At 70.8% G+C, this 25,562-nt stretch carries 22 protein-coding genes; 7 read left to right on the top strand and 15 right to left on the bottom strand.

Annotated elements, in window-relative coordinates:
- Positions 1–150 precede the first annotated feature (150 nt).
- On the bottom strand, positions 151–732 hold the full coding sequence (locus Aco03nite_RS21985) for a DUF4262 domain-containing protein (protein WP_203797414.1): 582 nt from the start codon (positions 730–732) through the stop codon (positions 151–153).
- Positions 733–851: 119 nt separating this feature from the next.
- Between Aco03nite_RS21985 and Aco03nite_RS21980 the strand changes: the two genes are divergently transcribed.
- Positions 852–1,226, top strand: a complete 375-nt coding sequence (locus tag Aco03nite_RS21980) for a VOC family protein (RefSeq protein WP_203797413.1) — start codon at positions 852–854, stop codon at positions 1,224–1,226.
- Here Aco03nite_RS21980 and Aco03nite_RS21975 read toward each other — a convergent pair.
- The 8 genes from Aco03nite_RS21975 to cysC form a co-directional block, all read right to left on the bottom strand.
- Positions 1,216–2,208 carry a glycosyl hydrolase gene (locus Aco03nite_RS21975; RefSeq protein ID WP_203797412.1) on the bottom strand — a complete coding sequence of 331 codons (993 nt, stop codon included), beginning with the start codon at positions 2,206–2,208 and terminating at the stop codon, positions 1,216–1,218. The two genes, Aco03nite_RS21980 and Aco03nite_RS21975, sit on opposite strands and share 11 nt — an antisense overlap.
- Positions 2,201–2,935: a methyltransferase domain-containing protein gene (locus tag Aco03nite_RS21970; RefSeq protein WP_203797411.1), complete on the bottom strand. Its 735-nt coding sequence runs from the start codon at positions 2,933–2,935 to the stop codon at positions 2,201–2,203. Before Aco03nite_RS21970 ends, Aco03nite_RS21975 begins: the two co-directional genes overlap by 8 nt.
- Positions 2,932–4,422, bottom strand: a complete 1,491-nt coding sequence (locus tag Aco03nite_RS21965; protein ID WP_239145333.1) for a lipopolysaccharide biosynthesis protein — start codon at positions 4,420–4,422, stop codon at positions 2,932–2,934. The genes Aco03nite_RS21970 and Aco03nite_RS21965 overlap by 4 nt, the downstream gene beginning before the upstream one ends.
- Complete coding sequence (locus Aco03nite_RS21960) at positions 4,419–5,297, bottom strand: sulfotransferase family protein (RefSeq protein ID WP_203797521.1); 879 nt, start codon at positions 5,295–5,297, stop codon at positions 4,419–4,421. Before Aco03nite_RS21960 ends, Aco03nite_RS21965 begins: the two co-directional genes overlap by 4 nt.
- A 5-nt stretch (positions 5,298–5,302) precedes the next feature.
- Entirely contained in the window at positions 5,303–6,532 is a 1,230-nt protein-coding gene (locus Aco03nite_RS21955; RefSeq protein WP_203797410.1) for a hypothetical protein, read from the bottom strand.
- The gene (locus tag Aco03nite_RS21950) at positions 6,529–7,896 is read right to left on the bottom strand and encodes a hypothetical protein (RefSeq protein WP_203797408.1); all 1,368 of its coding nucleotides are present in this window, start codon (positions 7,894–7,896) and stop codon (positions 6,529–6,531) included. The genes Aco03nite_RS21955 and Aco03nite_RS21950 overlap by 4 nt, the downstream gene beginning before the upstream one ends.
- Positions 7,893–9,551: a Wzz/FepE/Etk N-terminal domain-containing protein gene (locus Aco03nite_RS21945; RefSeq protein ID WP_203797406.1), complete on the bottom strand. Its 1,659-nt coding sequence runs from the start codon at positions 9,549–9,551 to the stop codon at positions 7,893–7,895. The genes Aco03nite_RS21950 and Aco03nite_RS21945 overlap by 4 nt, the downstream gene beginning before the upstream one ends.
- 91 nt (positions 9,552–9,642) lie before the next feature.
- The gene (cysC, locus tag Aco03nite_RS21940; RefSeq protein WP_203797404.1) at positions 9,643–11,163 is read right to left on the bottom strand and encodes an adenylyl-sulfate kinase; all 1,521 of its coding nucleotides are present in this window, start codon (positions 11,161–11,163) and stop codon (positions 9,643–9,645) included.
- Between the two features lie 181 nt (positions 11,164–11,344).
- Here cysC and Aco03nite_RS21935 point away from each other — a divergent pair, with 181 nt between their 5' ends.
- The 6 genes from Aco03nite_RS21935 (at position 11,345) to Aco03nite_RS21910 (ending at position 17,040) form a co-directional block, all read left to right on the top strand.
- A complete protein-coding gene (locus tag Aco03nite_RS21935; RefSeq protein WP_239145332.1) occupies positions 11,345–12,664 on the top strand; it encodes a glycoside hydrolase family 26 protein in 1,320 nt (439 codons plus the stop codon).
- Between the two features lie 89 nt (positions 12,665–12,753).
- A complete protein-coding gene (locus Aco03nite_RS21930; RefSeq protein WP_203797401.1) occupies positions 12,754–13,668 on the top strand; it encodes an ABC transporter ATP-binding protein in 915 nt (304 codons plus the stop codon).
- Positions 13,661–14,527, top strand: coding sequence for an ABC transporter permease (locus Aco03nite_RS21925; RefSeq protein ID WP_203797399.1), 867 nt, complete (start codon positions 13,661–13,663; stop codon positions 14,525–14,527). Before Aco03nite_RS21930 ends, Aco03nite_RS21925 begins: the two co-directional genes overlap by 8 nt.
- Positions 14,524–15,477 (top strand): ABC transporter ATP-binding protein, encoded by a 954-nt coding sequence (locus Aco03nite_RS21920; RefSeq protein ID WP_203797398.1) that lies wholly within the window; start codon positions 14,524–14,526, stop codon positions 15,475–15,477. Before Aco03nite_RS21925 ends, Aco03nite_RS21920 begins: the two co-directional genes overlap by 4 nt.
- Entirely contained in the window at positions 15,477–16,187 is a 711-nt protein-coding gene (locus Aco03nite_RS21915) for an ABC transporter permease (RefSeq protein WP_203797397.1), read from the top strand. Before Aco03nite_RS21920 ends, Aco03nite_RS21915 begins: the two co-directional genes overlap by 1 nt.
- A gap of 202 nt (positions 16,188–16,389) precedes the next feature.
- On the top strand, positions 16,390–17,040 hold the full coding sequence (locus tag Aco03nite_RS21910) for an SMI1/KNR4 family protein (protein WP_203797396.1): 651 nt from the start codon (positions 16,390–16,392) through the stop codon (positions 17,038–17,040).
- A 48-nt stretch (positions 17,041–17,088) separates the two neighbouring features.
- On the opposite strand, the gene Aco03nite_RS21905 is transcribed toward Aco03nite_RS21910, so the two are convergent.
- From Aco03nite_RS21905 to Aco03nite_RS21880, 6 genes are all read right to left on the bottom strand, one after another.
- Positions 17,089–17,406: a helix-turn-helix domain-containing protein gene (locus Aco03nite_RS21905; protein WP_203797395.1), complete on the bottom strand. Its 318-nt coding sequence runs from the start codon at positions 17,404–17,406 to the stop codon at positions 17,089–17,091.
- Positions 17,399–17,767, bottom strand: coding sequence for a type II toxin-antitoxin system RelE/ParE family toxin (locus Aco03nite_RS21900; RefSeq protein ID WP_203797394.1), 369 nt, complete (start codon positions 17,765–17,767; stop codon positions 17,399–17,401). Before Aco03nite_RS21900 ends, Aco03nite_RS21905 begins: the two co-directional genes overlap by 8 nt.
- A 119-nt stretch (positions 17,768–17,886) precedes the next feature.
- Positions 17,887–20,685, bottom strand: coding sequence for a phosphoenolpyruvate carboxylase (gene ppc, locus Aco03nite_RS21895; protein WP_203797392.1), 2,799 nt, complete (start codon positions 20,683–20,685; stop codon positions 17,887–17,889).
- A gap of 100 nt (positions 20,686–20,785) precedes the next feature.
- Complete coding sequence (locus Aco03nite_RS21890; protein WP_203797390.1) at positions 20,786–21,730, bottom strand: glycoside hydrolase family 6 protein; 945 nt, start codon at positions 21,728–21,730, stop codon at positions 20,786–20,788.
- A complete protein-coding gene (gene glxA / locus Aco03nite_RS21885) occupies positions 21,712–23,661 on the bottom strand; it encodes a radical copper oxidase GlxA (protein ID WP_203797388.1) in 1,950 nt (649 codons plus the stop codon). Before glxA ends, Aco03nite_RS21890 begins: the two co-directional genes overlap by 19 nt.
- Positions 23,658–25,460, bottom strand: a complete 1,803-nt coding sequence (locus tag Aco03nite_RS21880) for a glycosyltransferase family 2 protein (protein WP_239145331.1) — start codon at positions 25,458–25,460, stop codon at positions 23,658–23,660. The genes glxA and Aco03nite_RS21880 overlap by 4 nt, the downstream gene beginning before the upstream one ends.
- Positions 25,461–25,562 lie beyond the last annotated feature (102 nt).

Raw genomic sequence — 25,562 nt, 5'->3', positions numbered from 1 at the left:
TCCGGGAAGGAAGCGTTCAGTCAGCGGTCTGGGAGGGGAAAGGCTCGGGCCGCGGCCAGGGACCGGAAGCGTTCGGGGCGCCGTCAGGGAAGGGAACGGTCGCACCGCGGGTCCGGGCGCTGACCGCACGCGCCCGGATCCGTGGGTGGGTCAGTTGCCGCCGCCCTCTCCGCTCGGGTGGGAAGCGCGGGCCGCCCGGTGGCGGTGGGCCCGGCGGGCCCGGCCTCCGGGGACGCCCCGGAAAGCGGTGCACCGCCGGGACGCCCGGCGGCGCAGGGCTCCTATCGTCGGTTGGGGGAAGGCGCCCGCGTCGTAGCCGGACTGCCAGGGGAAACGGTCTGCGGGGTCGGGCCAGGCGATCTGCAGCAGGGTGACCCGGTCGTCGCCGTAGCGCATCAGGGCCGCGCCGGGGAACAGCGTCTCGTCGGCCTCGCCGGCCACGATGCGCACCTCCTGGCCGTTGATCAGGCCGCGGATCCGCTGGCCGTGGCCGAGCAGCAGGCCCTCGTCGCGGACCCGCCCGGCGACCTCGTTGAGCAGCACGTGGCCGGTCTCCGGTGGCAGGCCGGCGACGGTCAGCTCGGGGAAGCCGTAGCCGGTGAGGCCGACGGTGTAGGCGAACGGCACGGTCTCGGCCGGGTCGTCGTCGGTCGGCAGCACGTGGACCACGGCCCACCCGAACCGGCCGATGATCTCGCTCTGTTCGTCGAAGAAGTCGTCGAGGTGGGACATCGGTGACACCCCCGTTGGTCAGGTCGTTGTTGACTGCCCCCACTATGGAACACACGTACGACATTTTTCGGCGCGGCCGAGGAAAGCAAACCGTACGTACGTCTTGCTAAGATGATCCCATGACCTTCCGTATCGAAGACCTGCACCACGTCCAGCTCCTGATCCCGCCCGGCGGCGAGACCGCGGCCCGCGACTTCTACAGCGGCGTCCTCGGCATGACCGAAGTGATCAAGCCGCCGGTGCTGGCCGCCCGTGGTGGCTGCTGGTTCCGGGCCGGCGGCTGGGAGGTGCACCTGTCCCCGGTCCCCGACTTCACCCCGGCCCGCAAGTCGCACCCCGGTGTGCTGGTCAGCGACCTCGACGCGCTGGCCGCGACGCTGGAGGCCGCCGGGCACCCGGCCGAGTGGGATCCCCACTTCCCGGGTCACCGGCGGCTCTACTCAGCGGACGTACACGGAAATCGCCTGGAGTTCCTGGAAAAGATCAAGGATTGAAGTAGGGATCCTTGGCCAGCCGCAGCAACGCCCGGAAGGCCCGTTTGTCGCCGGTGAGCTGGAACTGCTGGTTGGGCCCGTTCCCCTCGGGATCGGACTCGAAGTAGGCGACCGCCTTGATCTGCCGGTTCGCCTTGAAGGTGCGGATCGCGTCCTTCATCCAGGCGGCGCGGGCCTCCGATCCCCACGCCTTGGCCACCCCGAACTCGCCGATCACGATCGGTTTCGGTCGCTGGGCCGCCCATTCCAGGAACGGTCCCATCAGCTGCCCGATCGGCCGGAACTCGAATCCGGCGTAGACGTCCACACAGGTCCAGTCGACCTGGTCGTCACCGGGGTAGAAGGCCGGCGCGTCACCCCGGACGAACCCCTCGGCGGTGGGGCACCACACCCAGGAGACGTTCTCGGTCTTCTCCTCGCGGAAGATCTTCCGGACGTACCGCCAGGCGGCGATGTAGTCCTCCCCGGACCACATGGTGGCCCGCAGGTTGGGCCGGTCCATCTCCCAGCGCATCCGCAGCATGACCGGTTTGCCGATCTTCCGGACCGCGACCGCCTGTTTACGGATCAGGTCGTCGTGTTCACCGGCCAGGATGGACCGGTTGTCGCCGGTCGCCCAGCTGATCATCAGGGACGCGTTGTCGTCGAGGAACGCCTGGTCCGACGACGTGCCCATCATCTGCTCGAACCGCCGGTAGGTGTTGAGGAAGTCCAGCTGCCGCCCCATCGACTGTTCCAGGGTGCCGACCGCGGCGATCCGGCCGACGTGGGTGAGCTGTTCGGGTTTGATCCAGGCGCCGAAGTAGGCCCCGCGCGCCGGTGGGGCGAACGGCCCGGCCCGGAACGGTCCCGGGTTGACCGCGACGGCCCGGGGCGACGCGGTCAGGTCGGGGGAGGGCTGTGGCGCGGGCGGGTCCGGGGGATCCGAGAAACAACCCCCCAGCAGCAGTACGACCACCAGCAGGAGAAGTCCCCTACGCATGGATCCGCCGAGCCGTGTAGAGCACGTTCACCGCGTACGCGTCACTGCCGGGCAGCCGCCGGGCCGCCGCGTCGGCGAACCGGGCCACCCGGTTGCCGTGCAGTGACGGGGTGAGCATGGAGAACCCGCGGCGTTCGACGATCTCGAAGCCGTGCCGGTTCATCAACGCGGCCACGTCGGCGTGCGCGAGTTCGGCGAACCAGCGTTCCCCGTCGTGCCGGCGGGCCCGTAGGTGGCGTACCGAACCGGCGTTGCCGTGGTTCTCCACCACCAGCAGCCCGGATCCGCGGTGCGGCAGCACCTTGGCGGCGAACGCCATGGCCCGGTCGCGGACCCGTTCGTCCACGTTGAGCAGCAGCCGGAAGATGGTGACGATCGCCGGGAACCCGGCGGCCACCGGCTGCGGCACCGGACCGTCCCCGGCGACGGTGTGCCACTCGGCCCGTGACCCGACCTCGGCGGCTTTCGCCATCATCTCGGCCGACGTGTCGTAGCCGTGCGCCTCCCGGACCAGCCCGTGCAGCGCCCGGACGGCCCGGCCGGTGCCGCAGGCGAAGTCGTGGTGCACCGGCGGGTTCGCGGTGTACTCGCGGCGCACCAGGGCCCGCAGGTAGTCCCGTTGCCGGTCGTTGATCCGCGACGCGTAGCTGTCCGGTGCGTACGTCACGGTCTCGTACTTCTCGACCGCTTCGGTGTCCCGGAACACCGCGGTGTAATCGCTGGTCATCTGTTCCTCCTGAACGCTGCGAGCATCAGTCGCCCGCGTAGCAGCCACGCCCCCGTGGCGTAGGCCGGTACGGCGACCACGAGGGCCGCCGGGAAGACGACGACGGTGCCGAAACAGGCGGTCGCCAGCAGCGCCGCGCAGAGGGTGCCGGGGCCGAACGGGTGCAGTCCAGTGCCGTGGTGGACCTGCGCCAGCGGCAGCAGGTTGTTCACCACCATCGCCCCGGCCAGGCCGATCGCCGCGCCGAGCGCGCCCCAGCGGGGGATCAGCAGCACGTCCAGGCCGACCGTGACGGCGAGCGCGATCAGCACGTTGCCGAGGTTCGCCGAGGTGCGGCCGGCCATCGCCAGCACCATGTCGACCATGCCGCAGCCGGTCGCCACCAGCATCGCCCCGGCCAGCACCAGCACCACCGGCACGCCGGCCGCGTACTCGGCGCCGAACAGCCGCAGGTACCACGGCGCGAACGCGATCACCAGCAGGCAGATCGGCCAGGTGACCAGCACCAGCCAGCCGGTCGCCACCTGGTAGAGACGGCGGGCCGCGTCGTGGTCGCCGGTGCTCAGCGCCTCGGCCAGCCGCGGCTGCACCGACTGCGACAGCCCCTGGTTGGCGAACTGGATCAGCACCACGAACCGCCCGGCCACCGCGTAGATCGCCGCCGGTGTCAGCCCGCCGAGCGCCGCCACCAGCAGCACGTCCACCCGTTGCAGGGCCAGCTGGGCGACCGCCGCGACCGCCCGGGGCCCGGTGAAGACCCAGAAGTCCCGGCGCAGGCGCCGTCGTTCGGTCCGGGTCGGCGTCCCTTCGAGATCAAGTCCGCTGCGGTACGCCCGCCGAGCCGCGAATCCGGCCAGGATCACCACCGGCAGGTACGGCGCGGCCCACGCCAGGGCGAACACCGGCAGGGAAGCGGCCGCCCACAGCGCCGCCACGCCCGCGGCGCTGACCGCGAGCAGCTGCAGCCCGCTGCGCAGCACCCGGTCCAGCAGCACGGTCGGGCGCATGCTCCGATAACCGCGGGTCACCGTGAGCAGCACGTCGGTGAGCGCCTGCAACGGCACGAAGACGGCGAGCACCCGCAGCCCGGCGGTGTGCTGCGCGACCACGTGCGGGGCCTCGCCCGCGGTCAGCCGGGCCAGCCACGGCGCGGCCAGCCACATCGTCACGGCCAGCGCCAGCGCGAAGACGGCGACCGGCGGGATCCCGGTTCGCAGACAGGCGCCGAGCAGGTGGTTCTGCCCGGTGGCCCGCAGCCGGGCCGGCCAGTAGACCAGCCCGGTGTTGGTGCCCAGTTTCGCCAGGCCGCCGGCCAGCACGAACGCGGCCGTCGCGGCGAAGAAGGCGCCCGCCTCCTCGGGCCCGAGAGCCCGCGCCACGATCCAGGTGACGACCACTCCGGTGCCGCCGGCCAGCACCGATCCGGCCATGTTGGCCAGGCCGCCGCGGGCCGCTCCGGTGGTCGCCTCGACGGTGGCGGCCGTCACCCGCGGCGCCACACGGGGGTGTGCCCCAGCCAGGCGCCGAGCGCCTCGTCGTGCGACCGGTAGTACTCGCTCAGGTCCCGCCGCAGCCCCGGATCCATGTCGGACTCCCGGGGGCGGGCGTTGTGCTGCTCGAACACCGGCCGCTCCAGGTCGGCCGGTAGCCCGAGGAACGCGCAGATCTCGTCGTACACCGGTTCCGGGTCGCTGAAGAACCGTTCGCTCTCCACCACGTGGATGCGTTCCCGGCCGACGTGCTGGACCATCACGCTCAGGTAGCGGGCGTACTCGCCGCGGGCCCGGTACGCGTGGTGCTGGTGGGCGAAGCTGTAGTGCCGGGGGTCGAGGGCGAGCCGGACCTCCTGCCGTTGCACCCGGGCCGGTTCCAGGGCGAGCGCCGACCCGAAGTCCCGTTCCGTCTCGTAGGAGCGGGCCACCTCGTGATGGTGCTGCGAGAAGGCGCGTTCCACCGGGTCACGGACCAGCACCACGATCTTCGCGGCCGGCAGGTCCTTGGCGATCCGGGCCGCCGCCTGCGGGTGGTACATGTAGTACGGGCTGGACTCGAAGGTCTGCGCGAGCATCCCGTACTTGTCGGCGATCTTCTCGGCCCGGCGGATCTTCGGGAAGTGCCCGCGGTACCACTCCGGCCCCCGGTGGTACGACGTGTCGAAGTAGTGCACACCCTTGTGCAGCACCGCCTTGAGCACCACCGGGTGCTGGGCCAGGGCGCGGTAGAGCGACGTGGTGCCGCACCGCTGCCCGCCGCAGATCAGGAAGGACGGCAGCATCCGGCTCTCCGACGTGAGCCGCCCGTACCCACGGGAACCCAGGTGCACGACCCGTTTCACCGGGGCCGGAAGATTGCGTACCCGCAAGCCCATCAGAGTTCCTCCACCCGCCGGATCAGCACCGGCAGCAGCCAGGTGCCGAGGACACCCAGCCGGGCCCCGGCCTCGGCCTGGCGGTCGGTCAGGTACCGCACGGCCAGGTCGACCAGGTAGAGCAGGGCGGTGATCTCGCGGGCCACCGGCGCCACCCCGAACGGGGCGAGCAACTCGTCGGCCCGGGCCAGGGTCGCCTCCACTGCGGCCCGGGCGTCACCCGTGGACTGGATGCGTTTCTGCAGCTCGTGGTGGATGGCGTCGAAGCCGAGCGGCACCCCGGTGGCGAACCGTTCCCAGTCCCAGACGAGCAGCGCGTCGTTCAGGTTGGCCATGTTCCACGGGGACCAGTCGCCGTGCCACGCCCCGTACCGCAGTGCCGTCCCGCCGCTGTGCGCGGCCAGCACGTCGACCGCGGCGAACAGTCCGGAACCCTCCGGGCGGGCGGCCACCGCGGTGAGCCGGTTCCGCAGCTCCTGCCAGTACCCGCTGCTGGTCAGCGGCCCGACGGTGTACCCGCAGCAGCCGGCCACGTCGAGCATCGCCGCGGTCAGCCGGCGCGGGGTGAGCGGGGCCCGGGGCAGCCAGACCGGCAGCGCCGACTGGACCAGCACCCGCATGCCGCGCCACTCCCCGGAATGCAGCACCCGCGGCACGGTCAGCTTGGTCAGCTGACTGGCCGACAGCGCGATCAGCGCCGCGGTCTCCGCCTTGACCAGCCGCCGGGTCAGCGGCCCGGTGCCCAGCTTGCCGAAGGCGAACGTGTCACCACCCGGGGTGAGCAGCTGCAGCACCGGTTTGCGGTTGGCGCGGACCGGGCCGATGTGGATGCTCACCGCCAGGTCCCGGCGCAGCGCGTCACTCAGATAGCCGTCGATGCCCGCGGTGGCCGGTCCGGTCACCCGGATCCGGTCCCGGAAGAGCAACCCGGTGGTACGGGTGTGCACCGCCGCCACCACCGCGTCCCGTTTGAGTCGCGCCATCCGGCCCTGCGGCTCGGCGTAGCGGCGGACGGCCGCCGCGGCGACCGCGGGGGAGACCGACGGGACCAGCAGGCGGGGCCGGCGGGCGTTCGGGACGACCAGGTACTCCGCGACGAGCGGGCCGTCCGTGCCGTCGGTGCGGCACGGCTCCGGATAGAGGAGCCCGAGAACCTCGGTCAGGTACTGGGTCCGCAACGCGGCGTCCCCTGCGGTCAGTTCCGCGGGCGCCGTACGTACCGGGCTCATGTTGTGAGTTCCCCCTCGAGCTGATTGCGCCAGAGCAGCGCGTATGCCAGAACCATGAAGGCCAAGGGGGTGACCAGCGAGTTGTACCAGAGCATCGCGGAGAACGAGGAGACGAGCGAGGCGCTGCCGGCGATCCCGATCGGGCTCCGGTCCCGGCGGAACCGCCACAGCCCGTACGCGAAGAAGCCGAGATAGCCCGCGGTGCCCACCGCGCCGTGCGAGTAGAGAAGCTGCCAGAGCTGGCCGTTGCCGCCGACGGTGAAGTTGCCGCAGCGTTCACAGCCGGCGCTCTCGCCGACGGTGATCGAGTTCCGTCCGCCCAGGGTGTTCCGGGTGCCGCCGTAGCCGATCACCGGCGAGCCGGCGAACCCGTCCAGCGCCCGCTCGATCAGGAACGACCGGACCCCGTTGGACTTGCCGTTGTCCATCCGGGCCGCCACCGTGCCACCGAGCGGGGTGAGGACCAGCGCCGCCGCCAGCGCGCCACCGAGCAGCGGCACCACCAGCAGGATCCAGATCCGGCCGGCCAGCACGTAGCGCAGCGCCACGTATCCCAGCAGCAGTCCGACACCGATCCACAGGCCGCGGTTCAGCGACGCGACCGCAGGCGCCACCGACACCGCCAGGCAGGCGACGGCCAGCAGCTTGCGCCCGGCGCCGCGACTCCACCAGGCGGCCACCACCAGCCACGGCAGCAGCAGCCCGAAGTTGTTGCCCCAGGTGTTGGTGTAACCCCAGGGCGCGGCCGGGCGTGGCTTCTCGCCACCGACGAGATCCATGATCTGCGCGGCGTACGGGTGGACCAGCGACCTGACGAATCCCTTGGTCCGGATGTTCCCGGGCAGCAGCCACTCGACCGGCGAGGTGAACTCGAAGTCCCCGGCCGCCATGCCGAGCAGCCCGCCCAGCACGGTCAGCACGAACATGCCGGCCAGCAGGCGCACCATCCGGCGGCGGGACAGCTCGGCCTCGGTCAGGTTGCCCGCGTAGACCAGCAGCACCGTCAGGGCGGCGTACATCGCCATCTTGTAACCGACCGCGAGGACCCGCTCACCGGCGCGTTCGGCGACGGTCCCGGCCGGGTCGGTGCCCAGCGCGGCGACACTCAGCACCACCGCGGCCAGGAAGACCACCCACCACACGAAACCCGGCGGGAGCAGCACCGGACGGCCCGCGGACCGGCGGCGGACCAGCAGGAACAGCATCGGCACGGCCATCAGCGGGAAGATCAGCACACCCAGGCCGAGCGCCCACCACATCGGATAGAGCAGCAGGATCCAGGCCACCGGCCAGGCCGGCAACGAGCAGTTCCTGGTGGTACGGGGTGCGGTCCCGGCGAGCGGTGGCGCCGCGACCACGGTCACTGTTCGTCGCCGTCCGTACCGGCACCGGCCCGGTCGGCGGCCTCGTCGGCCCGCTCCCGCTGTCGTCCCGCGTACGAGAGCTGCTGGGTCGGACCTTCGGTCTCCGCCGTCAAGGTCACCGCCGGGCTCACCGACTGGTCACCGGGTTGCGGGGCGGGCAGCTTGGGCAACACGACCGCGCCGAGCAGGGGAGTGCCGACCCGCTGCAGCTGCTCGGCGGCGTCGACCAGCGCGGGCCGCAGCGAACGCCGCAGCTCGACCGCGAGGATGGCCGCGTCGGCGAGACTGGCCAGGCTCTGCGCGTCCGCGCTGGAGGTGGTCGACGGCGCCTCGATGATCACGAAGCCGCCCTGCCGGTGCAGGTGCTGCAGGGTGTCCTTGAGCCGCTGCGACTGCATCAGCCCGGCCGCGGTGGCGGCCCCGCCGGTGGTGATCACCCGCAGCGACGGGATGCGCGGCGCGCGTTGCAGGGTCCGGCCCAGGCTGACCCGCCCGGCCAGCAGGTCGGAGAGCCCCGGGGTGGGGGCGACACCGAACATCCGGGCCAGCGGCGCGGCGTCCACCACGCTGTCCGGCAGGTGCGCGCCGATCAGGACCACGTCACTGCCGGTCCGGGCGAGTGCCGCCGCCAGGTTCGCCGCCACCAGGGTGCTGGCCGAGCCGCGGCTGGTCCCGGTCACCACGATGATCCGGTCGTCCTCCTGGAGACTGGCCAGCACCTCGTTGCGCAGCCGGTTGAAGATCCGCCCGCCCGGCCCGTACGGCTGGAGAACGTCGTCGTAGTGCGGGGTGCTGCGCTCGTCCAGCGCCGCCAGCACCTGCACCCGGCCCCGGTCCCGGACGTCACCGGCCGAGATCAGGCGCCTGTCGAAGCGTTCCCGCAGATAGGCCAGCCCCAGACCGAGCAGCAGCCCGATCATGCCGCCGGTGCCGATGTTCAGCCACTTGTTGGGGCTGGTCGGCTCCTCCGGCAGCCGGGAGTCGCTGATGATGCTGCCGCCGCCGACCATGGTGGTGGTCAGCTCGTTGAGTTTGCCGGTCAGCGAGTTGAGCTGGTTCTGCGAGTTGTTGCGCAGGCTCTGCAGGTTGCTCTCGGTGGGGCTGCCCTTCTTCGCGCCGGCCAGCTTCGCGTTGAACCCGGTGAGCGCAGTGGTCAGCTGCTTCACCTTCAGGTTCAGCGAACGGATCCGCCGGTCCAGCAGCGCCCGCGCGGTGTCCTCCCGGTTGCGCAGGTACGCCTCGGCGAACGCGTGCGACCCGGCCTGTGCCCGCTCCGGGGTGTCCGCCCGGAAGGTGATCACCAGGACCGTGGTGTTCGGCGGCACCTGCACCGACACCGACTTGGCCAGCTCGACCGGCGACAGATCGCTGCGCAGCAGGGTGGTGGCCTTCACCAGGACCGCGCCGGAGGCCACCAGCTGGGCCTCGGTGTCCAGATTGACGGCGCTCTTGGTCCGCCCGCCCTCGGCGTTGGAGTCCTGGTCCATCGGCTGCACCAGCACCGAGGCCGACGACTCGTAGACCTTCGGCATGGTGTGCGCCAGGACCGCGCCTCCGCCCAGGCCGGCACCCGTGGCCACCAGGGCGATCCACCAGTGGCGGCGGAACGCACCGAGGTAGTGCGAGAGATCGGACGAGGGGCGGGACGATTCCATCAGTCTTCGGCGGCCCTTCCGGGAATGGAGTGAGGGTTCGGGCGTTTCGCCCCGAAGGGTCCAACGCCCGACCTCCGCCGTAAGTGATGGTCTACGCCATCTTGGGCTCCACCCAGCCGCTTTCCACCAGGTAGTTGAGCACCACGTCGACCGCTTCCGGAACCGTCATCGTGGTGGTGTCGATGGTCAATTCCGGATCTGCCGGAACCTCGTACGGGTCGTCAATACCGGTCATGCCACGCAACTGGCCCGCACGTGCTCTCGCGTACAGCCCCTTGCGGTCCCGGCTCTCGCACACCTCCAGCGGGGTGGCGACGTGCACCAGGATGAATCCGCCACCGGCCTCCACCGACATCCGCCGGGCCGCCGCACGGGCCGCTTCATATGGTGCGATCGGGCAGGCCACCGCCATGCCCCGGTGCCGGGCCACCTCGGCCGCCACCCAGCCGATCCGGCGCACGTTGCGGTCCCGGTCGGCCTTGCTGAAACCGAGCCCGGCGGTCAGCTCCCGGCGCACCACGTCGCCGTCGAGCAGGGTGACCGTACGATCCCCGTTCTCCCGCAGCGCGTCGGCCAGGTTCCGGGCGATCGTCGACTTGCCGGAACCGGACAGGCCGGTGAAGAAGACCACCAGGCCCCGGTGCCGGCGCGGCGGCCGGACCTTGGACAGCTCCTTGGCCACGGCCGGCGGGGTGTGCCACTCGGGCAGCGGGAAACCCCGGTCCAGCAGGTCGTCGATCTCGGACGGGGTCATCGCCAGCCGGCGGTTGCGCGGCGGGATGTCGTCGCGCCAGCGCCACTGCCCGTCCCGGTTGTCGTAGGCCAGCTCGCGGGGCAGCAGCACCCGCACCCCGGCGCCGGACAGCGTGTCCTCGGTGGACAGCACGTGGCTCACCCCGTAGGACTGGGCCACCCGCGCGCGGAGCAGCGCGTCCCACATCTCGTCACCGCGGCTGTGCAGCGGGACCGCCACCACCGTCGCCGGGGGCATCCGGTCCCGGGCCGCGAAGATCGCGCGGACCAGCGCCTCCGGAGGCAGTCCGTCCGGTCCCGGCCCGCTGACCGGGATCAGGATCAGGAGATGAGCCGCGAGAGTACGGGCGGCGTGCGAGATCTGCGCCAACTGTGGCCGGTGCAGCGGCCGGTCGGCGATCACCCCGAGCACCCGGCCGGCCGGGAGCAGGGCCCTGACCTCCTCCGGAGTCCGGCGCAGGCGCTGGAACGGGCCGTGCCCGCCGTCGCCCATCCGGCGCACCGGCCCACCGATGGCGAACCTGTTCTCCCCGGTCTGCCAGACGTCGGAGACCTCGATCGCGGCGACCGGCGCGCCCTCCGGGTCGGTCAGCACCAACGTGCGGCGGGCCGGATCGGCCGGGTCCAGCGCGGACGCGACCTCCCCCGGAACCTCGCACGTCACCGGCACCGGCCACGGGGTGCCGTCGGCGAGACGGCCGCTGCGGGCGAGCGTGGCCATGTCGGCCCGCCCGACGAACCCGGTCAGCGGCGCATAGGCGCCGGAGAGCAGCAGTTCGAGGTCTGCCAGCTCGTAGGGGCGCGGGGTGAAGGAGGGAGCATCCCGGAGCACGTCCTCGGGCAGTACCGAACCATTCACTTCGAATCCCCCTGCACGTATTTGGGCAACAGTTTCCCAGGCGCGATCGAGGCGGTCGAGTCGGGCTCACGGTCCAATTCCGATCTTTCCCCGGGCAGGATGAAACTTGCATACCGTCAATTTCGGTGGAAAATATCCGAATACTGGACAAGTCGATACGATCCTTTGATACTCGGCCTTTGTGAATCAGACCCGTTCCCGACTACTGCAGGTCGTTGCACTGACCACGGCGTTCGCCATGTCCGTCACCGCCACGCTGGCCTGGGCGCGGACCGGTGACACGGACGTCGTCGACCTCCCCATCGAGACACCCGTCCCCGTCGTCGCTTCACCGACCGTCCCGTCCGCACCCGCCGCCCCGTCCGCCGCCTCGCCGTCCGCGTCCGATTCCCCGGCCGGGTCGCCGTCCGCGGCGCCCAGCGTGTTCCGGTTGCCCACGGCCACCGTCGAACCGTCGCCGAAACCCACCTACCGGCCGCTGCCACTGGCGACCGACGACGGCACCGACCACCTGCTGCGCCATCCGGAGGAATCACAGACCCGGAGCCCCCGCGGCTGTACGGTCGGATCCCGGCTGGTGCCGACCTGCGGCATCCTGTGGGGCGTCGCGCCGGGAGCACGCACCGAGTCACGGGGTGTCCGGGCGCTCGCCGACTTCGAACGCAAGACCGGCCGCCGGCAGGCGATCTTCCACGGCTACCACCGCGGGATCCGGCAGATGTTCCCCACCGAGCAGGAGATCGCCATCGCCCGCGAACCGGGCCGCAAGCGGATCCTGCTGCTCAACTGGAAACCCGAGACCACCACCTGGGCCGCGATCGCCCGAGGTGACCGGCGCACCGACGACTTCCTGGACCGGATGGCCGCGCACCTGCGGGAGAACTTCCGGGACCGGTTCTTCTTCGCCGTGCACCACGAGGCCGAGGACCAGGTCCGCGAACGGCCCGGCTCCGGCTACACGGCGCGCGACTACGCGGCCATGTTCCGGCACGTGGTGAAGCGGCTGCGGGCCAAGGGCGCGACGAACGTGGTGACCGTTCTGGTTCACATGGCGTACGTGCCGCACACCACCCGGAGCTGGTTCCGGCACATGTACCCGGGCGACGACGTGGTCGACTGGATCGGGTTCGACACCTACTCGTACAGCGAACCCGGGTACGGCCACGGCGACTTCGCCGAGCTGCTCAACCGGCGGTCGGCGAGCAAACCCGGCTGGCCCGGGTTCTACAACTGGGTGCGCAAACGGCACCCGTCCAAACCGCTGATGATCGCCGAGTGGGGGGTCTGGTTCTCCAAACGCAACCCCGACCACATGGCCGAGTTCTATCGTGAGGTGGGGGAGCAGATCGAAGACTTCCCCGGGATCAAGGCGATGGTCCACTTCGAGACTCCGGCCAACCACAAACGGCAGGACTCCCGGGTGGACAGCACTCCGGACGCGCTGCGCGAGTACCGGCGCCTCGGCCGGCTGCCGGTCTTCCAGGTCTCCGTCGGCGGATAAACGTTCCTGAGAGGCCGCTGAGAAACCCTGAGGCCGACTCAGGGAACTTCCGGATCCACCGGCTCGCATCACCTCCATAGGCTGGGCCTGTGACCATCATCGTTACGGACGGGCTGACCAAGACGTACGGCGGCGGGGTGACCGCCCTCGCGGACCTGACCGTTGCCGTCGATGCCGGCGTCATCGGACTGGTCGGCGCCAACGGCGCCGGCAAGAGCACCTTCATCAAGATCATGCTCGGGCTGGTGCCACCCAGTGGCGGCACCGTCCGGGTCTTCGACCTCGACCCCGTCGTGCAGACGGACAAAGTGCGGGCCCGTGTCGGCTACATGCCGGAGAACGACTGCCTGCCGCCCGACGTCTCGGCCGCCGAGTTCGTCACCCACCTGGCCCGGATGAGCGGCCTGCCGAAGACCGCGGCCCGCGAGCGCGCCTCCGAGGCGCTGCGGCACGTCGGCCTCTACGAGGAGCGCTACCGGCAGATCGGCGGCTACTCCACCGGCATGAAACAGCGGGTCAAGCTCGCTCAGGCGCTGGTGCACGACCCCGACCTGCTGCTGCTCGACGAGCCCACCAACGGCCTCGACCCGGCCGGCCGGGACGCCATGCTCTCCCTGATCCACCGGATCGGCTCCGAGTTCGGCATCTCCGTGGTGGTCTGCTCGCACCTGCTCGGCGAGGTCGAGCGGATCTGCGACTCGCTGATCGCCATCGAGGGCGGCCGGCTGCTGCGCGCCGACCGGATCTCCACGATGACCGAGGCCTCCGACGTGCTCGCGGTCGAGGTCGCCGACGGCACCGACGAGCTGTTCGCCGCCCTCAGCGAGCAGGGCCTGCCGGTCACCCGGGACGGCCGGATGCTCCTGGTCGCCATGGAGTCCGACGCGGCGTACGACCGGATCCTGCGCTCCGTCGCCGACCTCGACCTCAACCTGCACCGCCTGGACCAGCGTCGGCACCGCGTCGCCGAGCTCTTCACCAAGAAGGAGACGGCCGATGTCTGAGACCGGCGTCATCCATGACATCGGGTACCAGCGGTACTCGGGCGTCCGCCTGGGCCGCCTGGCCCTGCAGAACTCGCTGTTCGTGCACGGCCTGCGTGCCGCGTTCGGGCTGGGCCGCTCGGCCAAGGCGAAGATCTTCCCCTGGCTGGTCTTCGGCATCATGCTGCTGACCGCGGTGATCCTGGCGGCCATCCGGTCCCAGACCGGCCAGGAGTTCATCACCTACGCCGGCTTCGCCGACAGCATGAGCTTCCTGATCATCTTCTTCGTCGCGATCGTCGCGCCCCAGCTGGTCTCCCGTGACCTGCGGGCCGGCACCCTGCCGCTCTACTTCAGCCGGCCGTTGCGCGCCGCCGACTACGTCTTCGCCAAGTTCGCCGCCATGGCGGCCGCGATCTGGCTGCTGCTGGGCGTGCCGCAGTTCATCATGTTCCTGGGCGCCGCGTTCACCACCAAGAAGGGCGCCGAGGGTGTCTTCGACGAACTCGGCGGCCTGGTCCCGGCCTGGGGCTACAGCCTGCTCTGGGCGCTGACGTTCGCCGGCATCGGCCTGCTGATCGCCTCGTTCACCGGCAAGCAGGCGTTCGCCGCCGGCGGCATCGTCGCGGTGTTCCTGATGAGCACACCGATCGTCGGGGTGCTGGCCTCGCTGCCCTCCACCACCGCCAACGGCCTGGCCGGCCTGGCCAGCCCGATGACCCTGATCGGCGGCATCGGGTACTGGGTCAGCGGCGGCAGCAACGGATTCGACCTCCCGATCGGCCGCTTCGGCCCGATCTACGCCATCGAGGCGGTCTGCCTCATCGCCGTCACCATGCTGCTCCTGCTGGCCCGCTACCGGAAGGTGGCCTCGCTGTGACCACCCAGACCCTCCAGGCCGAGACCAAGGCCCCGACCTCCGGCGTGGTCGAGCTGTCCACCGTCTCCCGGTGGTACGGCAACGTGGTCGCCGTCAACGACATCAGCATGACGCTGAACCCCGGCGTGACCGGCCTGCTCGGCCCGAACGGCGCCGGCAAGACCACCGTGCTGCACATGATGGCCGGCTTCCTCGCCCCCTCCAAGGGCGCTGTCACCATCGACGGCAAGCCCACCTGGCGCAACCCGGCCGTCTACCGCGACCTCGGGCTGGTCACCGAGCGGGAGTCGGTGCACGGCTACCTGACCGCCGGCCAGTTCGTCACCGCCTGCGCCAAGATGCAGAAACTGCCCGACCCGGCCGCCGCCGCCCGCCGCGCCCTGGAACAGGTCGAGATGACCGGCGCCGCCGACCGCCGGATCGAGACCTTCTCCAAGGGCATGCGGCAGCGCACCCGGGTCGCCGCCGCCCTGGTCCACGAGCCGCGCGTGCTGCTGCTCGACGAGCCGTTCAACGGCATGGACCCGCGCCAGCGCATGCACATGATGGAGCTGCTGCACCGCCTCGGCGACAACGGGCACACCATCCTGTTCAGCTCGCACATTCTGGAAGAGGTCGAGCAGGTCGCCGGGCTGGTCCAGGTGATCGTGGCCGGCCGGCTGGCCGCCTCCGGCGACTACCGGCGGATCCGCCGCCTGATGACGAACCGGCCGCACGTCTTCGCCGTCCGCAGCTCCGACGACCGCCGGCTGGCCGTCGCGCTGATCGCCGAGAAGTCGGTCGCCGGCATCGAGATCGAGGCCACCGGGATGACCGTGCGCGCCGCCGACTACGGCAACTTCACCCGGGTGCTGCCCCGCATCGCACTCGACCAGGGAATCCGCCTGCAACAGGTGGTCCCGTCCGACGAATCCCTGGAGAGCGTCTTCTCCTACCTGCTGGAGGGCTGATGTCCACCGTCGCTCTGATCACCGCGCGCGGACTCTTCGGCCGCCGCCGGGCCCTGCTCCTGCTGCCCCTGCCCCTGCTGCTGGTCGGCCTCGCGGCCATCTGCCGGGCGTACGGCGTGTCCCCCGACATGTGGGGCACCGCCGTGATCGTCGGCCTGGGCACCAGCGTGGTGCTCCCGGTCGTCGCCCTGATCGTCGGCACCGGCGTCCTCGGTTCCGAGATCGACGACGGCACGATCGTCCACATCCTCACCAAGCCGCTGCCCCGCCGCGACATCATCCTGGCGAAGTACGCGGTGGCCGCCTCGGTGACCGCGGTGACCACAGCCGTCCCGCTGTACCTGACCGGTCTGCTGGCCGGTTCGGCGAAACTGGGCGCGGCGCTGGCCGTGGCCGCGGTGGTCGGCGCCCTGGCGTACTCCGCGCTGTTCCTGCTGTTCAGCCTGGTCAGCCGCCGCCCGGTCCTGCTCGGCCTGGTCTACATCCTGGTCTGGGAGGGCCTGCTCGGAAACTTCGTCAGCGGCACCAAGATCCTGTCGGTCGGCCAGTACGTGGCGACCATCGCCGACAAGATGGCCCCCACCACGATCATCGAGTCCTCGGTCGGCCTGACCACCGCCCTGGCGATGTCCGCCATCTTCGTCGTGCTCGGCACGATCTTCGCCATCAACCGCCTGGGCTCCTTCAGCCTGGCCGGCGAGACCAGCTGACCCGCTCCTTTCCACCGGATCCTTGTCGGGCCCCGTCGAAGGGCTCTGCACCGGCCGACTCCCCTCGGCCACCGGCGGTCGCCTCCCCGCGACCCCACCGATCGGCCCGCCGCCCGCTCTCCCGGGCCGGCGGGCCGTCGCCTGTCCCGCCCACACCGGCGGCCTCCGGGAAATGTCGGAGGGCGCGTCTAATCTGCGCGGTGTGACAGACATCGACTGGTCGGACATCCGCCCTCGCCTGGCCGCCCTGGCCGCCCACCCGCGCTCCGGCGAGGTGTTCGGCAGCGGCGGGCACGAGTGGGTGCTGGAGCCGGCGCTGACCGGGCCCGAGCTGGCCGACCTGGAGGCCCAGTTCGGCGTCGAGCTGCCGGCCGACTACCGCGCCTTCCTCCGCCAGGCCGGCCGTGGCGGTGCCGGCCCGGCCTACGGCCTCTTCCCGGTGCTCCGGAAAGGCGACAGCTGGCGCTGGTCCGGCGACGGCGCCGACCTGACCGAGACGGCCCGCCTGGCCGAGCCGTTCCCGCACACCGAGGCGTTCAACCCGGCCGAGGGTTTCCCCGAGCCACCCGACGAGGAGGAGGGCGAGGATGCCGAGGACGCGTACTGGGAGGAGCACACCCGGATGCTGGCCGAGGTGAGCACCCCCGGCCTGCTCTACCTGTGCCACCTCGGCTGCGCCTACCGCGAGGCCCTGGTGGTCTCCGGCCCGCACCGGGGCGTGATGTGGGCCGACGACATGGCCGACGACGGCGGCTACCGGCCGGTTCCCGACACCGACGGCCAACCACAGACCTTCACCCGTTGGTACCGAACCTGGCTCGACCAGGCCGAAGCGACGGTGTCAAAGCCGTGATTTCCGCCCCGCTGCGGCGCCATGCCGGACTGGCCCTTGCCGAAGCGATCAAGCGATAGCGGCGATGTTGCCGTCGTCGAAGTGGATCGCCTGGTGGAGCCGCCCGCCCAGGGCGGACGCATAACGGGCCAGGACTTCCTGCCCGGAGATCTTTCCCTGCTCGATCTGGGAGACCCGCCCCTTGGTGACACCCATCCGGTCCGCGACCTGTTGTTGGGTCAGACCCCGGCCCCGCCGCACCTCGGACAGCCGGTGCCCGACGACGGTCGCGAGCATCTCCCGCTTTCCCTCGGCGACGATCTCTTCGCCGCCGGCCCGCTCGACGAACTCGTCCCGAATGTCCGCCCACCGTGCGTAGCTACTCATCGCGGTCCCCCTCCTCGTCGGCGCGTTCCTTGAGGTAGATCTCGTAACGTTGCTCAGCCAGCGGGACTGCTTTGCGGTACCACTCGTTCCAGCGCCCCGACTTGTCACCGGCCACCAGAAGGATGCTGGACCGCCAGGGATCGAAGGCGAACAGGATCCGGACCGTGCCGGGTCGCAATTCTTTCAGATTGGCGACCGAGGATCCGTGGATCGTGTCCACGAGTGGGCGGCCGAGGCCGGGCCCGTACTCAGCCAGAAGATCAACCGCCTCGGTGACGCGCCGGCGCGCGGACTCGTCGAGGCCCTCGATCCAGTGCCGGACCTCGGCAACCAGATAGATATCCCACTCCGTTGTGGCCATGGCGAAAGTTTAGTTATCGGTAAACCTTATCGCGGTCACCCGGCAGGGGGACAAGCGCTGACGCAAAAGAGCCGCCCCGGAGCGGGGTGCGCCGGGGCGGTTCTTTCGGGAGCGGTGGGTCAGCCGGTGTTGCGCATGCCGGCTGCGATGCCGTTGACGGTGGTCAGCAGGGCTCGTTCCAACGCGGTCGAGTCGGACGGGCCCCGGCGTGCTCCGGGGGCCGTCGGCATCTGGCGGCCGGCCTCGCCCAGGTCGCGGTACTGGCGGAGCAGGGCCACCTGCAGGTGGTGCAGCGGCTCCAGGTACGTGTCGCGGACGCTGAGGGTTCGGGAGAGTTCCGGCTGCGAGTCGAGCAACGCCGAACCGCCGGTGATCTTCAGGACCTCCTGGGCGGTCAGCTCGTACTCCTGCTCGATCTTGGCGAAGATCGGGTGCAGGTTCTCCGGGACCAGGGTCTCCACGTAGCGCCGGGCGATCGACAGGTCGGTCTTGGCCAGCATCATCTCGACGTTCGACAGGAACGTGCGGAAGAACTGCCAGTTCTCGTGCATCGCGTCGAGTTCGTTGCCGAGGCCGGCGGCGCGGACGGCGGCGAGGCCGGAGCCGACACCGAACCAGCCGGGCACGATCTGCCGGGTCTGGGTCCAGCCGAACACCCACGGGATGGCCCGCAGACCGCTCAGACCGGCGTCGGCGTTGGGGCGCTTGGCCGGGCGGGAGCCGATGTTGAGGGCGCCGAGCAGCTCGGTCGGGGTGGCGGCCCAGAAGTAGGCGGCCAGGTCCGGGTCCTCGACCAGGGTGCGGTACCTGGTGAACGCCGCGTCGGAGGCGGTGTCCATCACCGAGTCCCACACCTTGAGGCGCACCGGGTCGACGGAGATGCTGGTGTGCAGCAGGGTCGCCGACAGCACGGCGGCGACGGTGAGTTCGAGGTTCTCCCGGGCCAGCGACGGCACGGTGTACTTGTCGGAGATGACCTCACCCTGCTCGGTCACCTTGATCGCGCCGTCCAGCGTGCCGTACGGCTGCGCCAGGATCGCCTCGTGGGTGGGGCCACCGCCGCGGCCGACGGTGCCGCCCCGGCCGTGGAAGAGCTGCAGTCGCACCCCGTGCCGGGCGGCCACGTCACGCAGCGAGCGCTGCGCCTTGTGGATCCGCCACTGGCTGGTGGTGATGCCGGCCTCCTTGTTGGAGTCCGAGTAGCCGAGCATGACCTCCTGGATGTCGCCGCGGGCCCGGACGATCTCCCGGTACGCGGGCAGCGACAGCATCTCGTCGAGCAGGTCGCCACCGGCGTCGAGCTCGGCGGGGGTCTCCAGCAGCGGCACGATGTTGATCTGCGCGCGGCCGGTGTGGATGTCGACGAGACCGGCCTCCCGGGCCAGCACGGCCGCGGCGAGCACGTCGTCGACGCCGAGGGTCATCGAGATGATGTACGTCTCGATCACGTCCTCGCCGAACCGGGCCTGCGCCTCCCGAATCGTGTGGAACACGTCGAAGGTCTTGCGGGCCGAGTCGGTGAGCGGGGTGTCCTTGTTGGACAGCGGCCGGCGCCCGGTCAGCTCGGTGGCGAGCAGCTTGGTGCGGTCGGCCCGCTCCAGGGTGGCGTAGTCGTCGACCTCGCCGACCTGGGCGTACATCTGCTGGAGCACCTCGTGGTGCTTCTCGGCGTGTTCGCGCACGTCGAGGGTGGCCAGCTGCATGCCGAACGCGGACGCGGTCCGGATGGCGGTGGCGACCACACCGACGGCGGGCAGCTGCCCGGAGTTGCGGGCCAGCGACGCGCGCATCAGCTCCAGGTCGGAGATCAGCTCGCTGGAGCCGAGGTAGTCGCGGCCGGGCACGTGCGGGGTGCCGTTGGTCAGGCGGGCCCGGGTGTTCGCCAGCTTCGCCTTGACCGCCCGGACCTTCAGCCGGTACGGCTCCTCGGCGTTGACCCGGCGGAAGCGCTGCTGCACCTCGGGCAGGTTGTCGAGGTCCTGGGCGAGGCTGGCGGACAGGTCGAGGGAGACGCCGCGCAGCCGCCGGGAGACGGACAGCTCGTCGATCAGTTTGTCCATCGCCAGCTCGGTGGCCTGGATGCCGTGCTCATGTTGGATGAGCAGGACCTCACGGGTGACGGCCGGGGTGACGAACGGGTTGCCGTCGCGGTCGCCGCCGATCCACGAGCCGAAGGTGAGCGGGCGCGAGGTGGGCGCGGTCTCCACCCCGAGGCGGCGCAGCGTCTCGGCGAGGTCGTCGAGCACCTGCGGGGCGGCCTCGGCGTACAGGTCCTTGAGGTAGTAGACCGCGTTGCGCGCCTCGTCGGTCGGGTCCGGCCGGTCCAGGCGCAGCTCGTCGGTCTGCCAGAGCAGGTCGATCAGCTCGGCGAACCGCCGGGTGGAGACGGTGGTGTCGGTGTCGCCGAACAGTGCGGCGGCGGCCGACTCGGCGTCCAGCGAGTCGGCGACCTGGCGCAGCTTCGACAGGATCGAGCGCCGGGACGCCTCGGTCGGGTGCGCGGTGAAGACCGGGCGGACGGCGAGGCGGCGGGCGGCGGCGGCGATCTCGTCGGCCGGCACACCCTTCTCGGCGATCCGCTTGGCCGCCTGGTCCAGCCAGCCGCCGTCCCGGGCGCGGCGGCGCCGCAGGTCCCGGGAGCGATGCACCTGCTCGGTGATGTTGGCCAGGTGGAAGTACGTGGAGAAGGCGCGGGCCAGCTTGGTGCCGGTGGCGATGTCCATGGCGCCGAGGCGCTCGGCGGCGGCCGGCGCGTCCTGCCGGACCAGGGCCCGGATCTCCTCGACCAGGTCGAGCAGCGGCCGGCCCTCCTGCCGGGCCAGGGTCTGCCCGAGCAGGGTGCTGATCCGGCGGATGTCGGCACGGAGTGCGGCGTCGGGACCGTCGAAATCGTCGACTTGGGCAGGCTGGTCGGTCATCGGGGCGCTCCTTCGCTCGGATGGCTCCAGGACGGCGCTGTCCCGACTTCGCCGATGTTATCGGCGTACCCCTCTCAGGGGGTGAATTGAGTCAAGAGTCTCACGACCCGGTAAGTGAACGTGCATAGGCCGGGTACCACTGACCTGCGGGTGGTGCGCCTTTTCCACAGGCGCCGTCGGATTCACCGGGACGCTTTATCCATAGGTAACCGTCAGTGAGCGAATTGCCGGTGCGCAGCGTGGGCGCCTGACCGAGTCGCCGGCCGGGTGGATTGCACCACCGGCCCTGGGGGGCGGGACCGGCGCCGTTGCGGCTGGTGTCGACGACGAAGTGTTTTCCGGCCAGCAGACGGGACAATTCCTCCCCGTACCGCAAATTGGCATTGGTTGTCTGGAAGTTGGCGACGTTGAGTGAGAAACCGCGAGCCCGGGTGGCGCCGGCGGTGCGCAACGCCGGCGCGATCTGCGCGGCCGGATGCCATCCCGGGTGCCCGGCGTCCAGGTAGACCGCGACGCCGGGCTCGGCCCGCAGCTTGTCGACCGCGTACGCCAGCAGCGCGAGCCGGGTCGCGGTGGCCGCCTTGTCCAGGCAGCCGCGGACCGCATCGGGCACCGCGTCCGGTTCGAGGATCACCAGGGCCCGCCGGCCGCGCAGGGCGTGTGCGAGCGAGGAGACCCAGTTGCGGTACGCCCGGGCCGTGCGCGCGCCGCCCGCGGAGTACCCCCGGCAGTCCCGTTTCGGGATGAAGTAGAGCGCCAGCACCGGCAGTTTCCCGGCCGAGTTCGCCCTGGTCACGACGGTGCGCGCCCGATCGGCGAACCCACTGCTGGCATCGGTGAACCAGATCGCGGCGGGCTGGTCGGCGATCCTCCGCATGATCGCGGCCTCGCCGTCCCGCCCGGCGCGTTCCAGTTGCCGCACGTACCGCGGGGCCTGCCCGTCCGGATCGACGTAGAGATCGACTGCCGGGGCCGGCGCGGCGGTCCAGCCGGCTCCCAGCGCGGCGGCGAGCAGCAGGGCCCACATCAGCGCACTCGCACCCATCGGGCCACCGACGGGACGCCCTTGTCATCCACGAGGAACAGCATGTACCAGCCGGAGGGGACGAGTCCGGCCTTTTCCGGCACGGTCACTCGGGCACCGTACGGGGTACCGGCCACTTTCAGCGCCACCGACCGCTGATCGACATCGGTCACGTGGGTGACGGCGCTGGGGCGGACCAGGCGGGCCGAGACGATCCGGGGCCCCTCCGGCGTACCGAAGTAGGTCTCCTCGCCGCGGGACACGGCTTCCGGGCCGCTGACGATCCGCGGGCGCTCGCCCCGGAAGAGGTAGGGCGGGCTGTAGATCTCGATCCGCTGCTCGAAGGTGCCGGCGTTCTCCCCGGTCTTGTCGTAGAGCGGGTCGCCGCCCAGGGTGATGACCCGGCCGTCGGGCAGCAGGATCGCCTCGGAGTGGTAGTTGCGGCCGACGGTGGACTCGGCCGCGGTCGCGAACACGCCCCGGTCCGGGTGGTAGATCTGCGCGTTGAACAGGTCGCTGCGCGGGGCGCCCCGGTAGACGCCGCCGCGGTAGCCCGACGAGCCGCCGGTGGTGAGCACGGTGTCGTCCGGCAGCACCACCGCGGACAGGTAGCGGGCGGGTTTCGGCAGGTCCGGGCCGGGCCGGTAGCGCGGGTTCCGCTCGTTGAGGTCGACGATGTCGGTACGCGCGGTGGACTGCTCCGACTCGCCCACCCCGCCGCCGCCGAGGATCATCACCCGCTGCTCCTGTGCCGGCGGCAGCAGCACCGACGAGCTGGTCTCGTTCATCTGCGGATCCCGCAGGCCGGGGACCGCCTTGAAGGTGTTGCGCTCGACGTTCCACAGGCCTGGGGTGCGGCCCTCGGTGTCCGAGCCGTACCCGGAGTTGGAGCCGGAGTAGAAGATCCGGCCGTCGGCCATCAGGTGCAGGCCCGGATAGGTGGGGAAGTAGCGCTTCAGCCCGGGTGCGGCCACCCACCGGCGTTCGGCGGTCAGGTACCGCTCGTTGCGGCCGGGCAGGATCCGGCCGAACTGATCAAGACCGGACACGGCCAGTACGTCGCCGCTGTTCGTGCCGATCAGCGTCGGGTACCAGCGGTGGTCGGTCATGTCGCCGGTCCGGACGTAACGCTCGGTCACCGGGTCGAACTCGTACGACGTCTTGTCCCCGCCGTACTCCTGCTTCTCGCGGGTGATCTTCTCGGCGATGCCGTAGAGGTTGCGGGACTCCGGACCGGTCAGGCCGTCGATCGAGTACTGCGCCGGGGCGGTGACCACCGGCCCGTCGCCCTCGGCCACCGCGTCGGCCCAGGCCTCGGCCTCGCCGGCGTGCGTGACGACCTTGCCGGCGTGCGTCATCTTGCGGGCCGCCGGCACGACGACCTCATTCCTCAGCCGGTACGCCTGACCGGTCGCCGACCGCAGCGTGGTGCCCTTCGGGAAGGTCCGCGGCCCGTCGTCCGGCGACTCGTTCTTGATCTTCATGACCCCGGCCGCGTGCTCCACGTCCGCTTCGAGCACCTCGTACGACTTGGTCCCGCCGGCCACCAGCAGCTTGCCGTCCGGCAGGAAGGTGTGCCCGGCGCAGAACACGTCACTGGGCGTCTCCACCTCGGTGAACCTGTCGTTGCCCGGGTCGTAGAGCACGGTCCGGAACGACTCCTCCTCGAACGCGTCCCGGTTGTTCCCGCTGCCCGCGATGATCAGCACCTTGCCGGTGTGCAGCAGCGCCGCGTGGATCGCGTTGACCTTGAAGTCGCCGGGGACCGGCAGGCGCGACCAGAGCCCGTACGTCTCCTTGTAGGACTGCCGATTGATCTTCAGGGTGTGCAGGGCGTCACCGGCCACCGCGACCATCGGCCGGTTCGCGACCACCGCGACGCCCAGCACCACCAGCGTGGCCAGGCCACTGGTGAGCCGGCGGGCGAGGGACGGAGGGGTGTGTGGCTTCATGCCGACGGCTCCTTGGTTCTGCTGATCAGCCACAGCGCCACCGGGGCGAGGCAGATGGCCAGGTTGAGGGCGGGCCAGACGTACATCGCCGGGTCGACGTGGTCGACGAACGGCGAGACGGCCAGCAGGACGGCGTAGAGGGCGGCCCAGCGCAGGCCGGGCGCGAACGTGGCGAGCCGGTCCGGGCTGGTCGAGTCGCCCTTCGGGGTCACCACGAACCCGGACCGGCGGCGCAGCAGCGCGGACACGAACGACGACACGTAGACCGGCGTGCACAGGGTGGAGGCGAGCATCCCGGCCAGCCCCGACGATCCGGACTTCTCGTGCGGGCTGACGTTGTGCCGCCGGTTGAACAGGTAGAGGCCGATCTGGAAGAGCGCGGCGTCCACGTAGAGCATCAGCCACACCTCGCCCGGCACCTGCACACCCTTGGCGCCGAGCAGCAGGAAGCAGGCCGCGTTCACCGCGCCGAGCAGCCAGGCCGCCGCGGTCAGCGGGTAGTACGACATCAGCAGCGCGTAGTGCAGCGCCCGGGCCGGGCCGAGCCGCCACGCCGTGGTCAGGAAGTTCCGGACCACCACCTCGTCGGTGCCGCGTGACCAGCGGTGCTGCTGGGTGAAGAAGTCGGTCCAGGACGACGGGCCCTCACCGACGGCGAGCACGTCCGGGGTGTAGACCGAGGTCCAGCGTCGTCCGGTGGCCGGGTTGACGGTCGCGTGGATCCGCAGGCTGGTGGCCATGTCCTCGGTGATCGAGTCCTGCAGGCCGCCGATCTGCTTCAGCGCCGGGATGCGTACCGCGTTGTTGGTGCCGACCAGCATCGCGATGCCGCGCCGGTTGCCGGCCCGCTGCAGCAGCGAGTGGAACAGGTACTGCTGCGACTCGGCCCAGCGGGTGACCCGGTTGTCGTAGTTGCCGTAGATCTGCGGGCCGACCACGAACGCCACGTCGTCGTCCCGGAAGTAGCCGAGCAGCCGTTCGCACAGGTTCGGCGCCGGTACGTGATCGGGGTCGACCGAGACGAACACGTCGTAGTCACCGCCGTGCGACGTCAGCCACGAGTTGTAGTTGCCGTGTTTGGTGCGCGCCTTGTACCGGCCGGCCGGGGTGTTGTACTCGGGCATGCCGTGCCGGGTGAAGTGGTGCACCCCGAGGCGCCGGCACATCAGCCGGACCACCGGGTCGTCACCCTCGTCGAGCAGCCACACGTCGTAGGGCCCGTCGTAGCGGACCTCCAGGGCGGCCCGCAGGGTGCGTTCCACCATCTCGACGGGTTCCTTGCCGGGCACGATCGTGGTCAGGAACGCGACCCGGGTGCCGGTGTCCGGTACCACCGGCTGGGGATCCCTCGCCCAGAGCGTTGCCAGACACAGGGTCACGACGTTTACCAGACGGAACAGCTCGATCGCGGCGGTCGCCACGATCATGAAGCAGGTGGCCAGGTAGAGGGTGGTCTGCAGATCGCGGTCCGGCAGCTCGATCGAGGTGAGCAGCCAGCCGAAGAAGGTGGACTCGAAAGCGAAGGCGAACAGCGTGATCAGCATCGTCCGGATCGGACGCCGGCGGGCCATCCGCCGCATCCGCACCCGGTACGGCAGGCCCTCCGGCGGCGCGTCCTCGGCCGGGCCGGCCAGCACGCTGTACGCGCTGTAGGTGGACTGCCGTGGCAACAGATGGGTGCTGCCCATCTCGTCGTTCGGCATCGGTGTGCGCCCGGTCGGTGGCCGCTGGGGCGGGATGACCGACGTGATCGGGACGGGCTGGGTGGCCCCGGGATCCGGGGGGTGGATGGTGGTCATGAATCAGGTGTTCACCCGATATCGGAATTTTCGCATTTAGCCTCCCCGGAACCGAATGAGTGCAACGTCCGGGCACTTTTCCATGAGCGACACGACAAGATG

It is taken from the genome of Actinoplanes couchii (genome assembly GCF_016862075.1).
In the GTDB taxonomy this organism is placed as follows: Bacteria; Actinomycetota; Actinomycetes; order Mycobacteriales; family Micromonosporaceae; genus Actinoplanes; species Actinoplanes couchii.
This window is presented reverse-complemented; position numbering and strand designations above follow the sequence as displayed.

Excerpts from the sequence above, each read along its gene's own strand:
- Aco03nite_RS21975 (WP_203797412.1), bottom strand. The coding sequence starts at position 2,208 with ATGCGTAGGGGACTTCTCCTGCTGGTGGTCGTACTGCTGCTGGGGGGT.
- Aco03nite_RS21985 (WP_203797414.1), bottom strand. The coding sequence starts at position 732 with ATGTCCCACCTCGACGACTTCTTCGACGAACAGAGCGAGATCATCGGC.
- ppc (WP_203797392.1), bottom strand. The coding sequence starts at position 20,685 with ATGACCGACCAGCCTGCCCAAGTCGACGATTTCGACGGTCCCGACGCC.
- Aco03nite_RS21980 (WP_203797413.1), top strand. The coding sequence starts at position 852 with ATGACCTTCCGTATCGAAGACCTGCACCACGTCCAGCTCCTGATCCCG.
- Aco03nite_RS21945 (WP_203797406.1), bottom strand. The coding sequence starts at position 9,551 with ATGGAATCGTCCCGCCCCTCGTCCGATCTCTCGCACTACCTCGGTGCG.
- Aco03nite_RS21925 (WP_203797399.1), top strand. The coding sequence starts at position 13,661 with ATGTCTGAGACCGGCGTCATCCATGACATCGGGTACCAGCGGTACTCG.
- Aco03nite_RS21970 (WP_203797411.1), bottom strand. The coding sequence starts at position 2,935 with ATGACCAGCGATTACACCGCGGTGTTCCGGGACACCGAAGCGGTCGAG.
- Aco03nite_RS21915 (WP_203797397.1), top strand. The coding sequence starts at position 15,477 with ATGTCCACCGTCGCTCTGATCACCGCGCGCGGACTCTTCGGCCGCCGC.
- glxA (WP_203797388.1), bottom strand. The coding sequence starts at position 23,661 with ATGAAGCCACACACCCCTCCGTCCCTCGCCCGCCGGCTCACCAGTGGC.
- Aco03nite_RS21900 (WP_203797394.1), bottom strand. The coding sequence starts at position 17,767 with ATGGCCACAACGGAGTGGGATATCTATCTGGTTGCCGAGGTCCGGCAC.
- Aco03nite_RS21890 (WP_203797390.1), bottom strand. The coding sequence starts at position 21,730 with ATGGGTGCGAGTGCGCTGATGTGGGCCCTGCTGCTCGCCGCCGCGCTG.
- Aco03nite_RS21905 (WP_203797395.1), bottom strand. The coding sequence starts at position 17,406 with ATGAGTAGCTACGCACGGTGGGCGGACATTCGGGACGAGTTCGTCGAG.
- Aco03nite_RS21880 (WP_239145331.1), bottom strand. The coding sequence starts at position 25,460 with ATGACCACCATCCACCCCCCGGATCCCGGGGCCACCCAGCCCGTCCCG.
- Aco03nite_RS21955 (WP_203797410.1), bottom strand. The coding sequence starts at position 6,532 with ATGAGCCCGGTACGTACGGCGCCCGCGGAACTGACCGCAGGGGACGCC.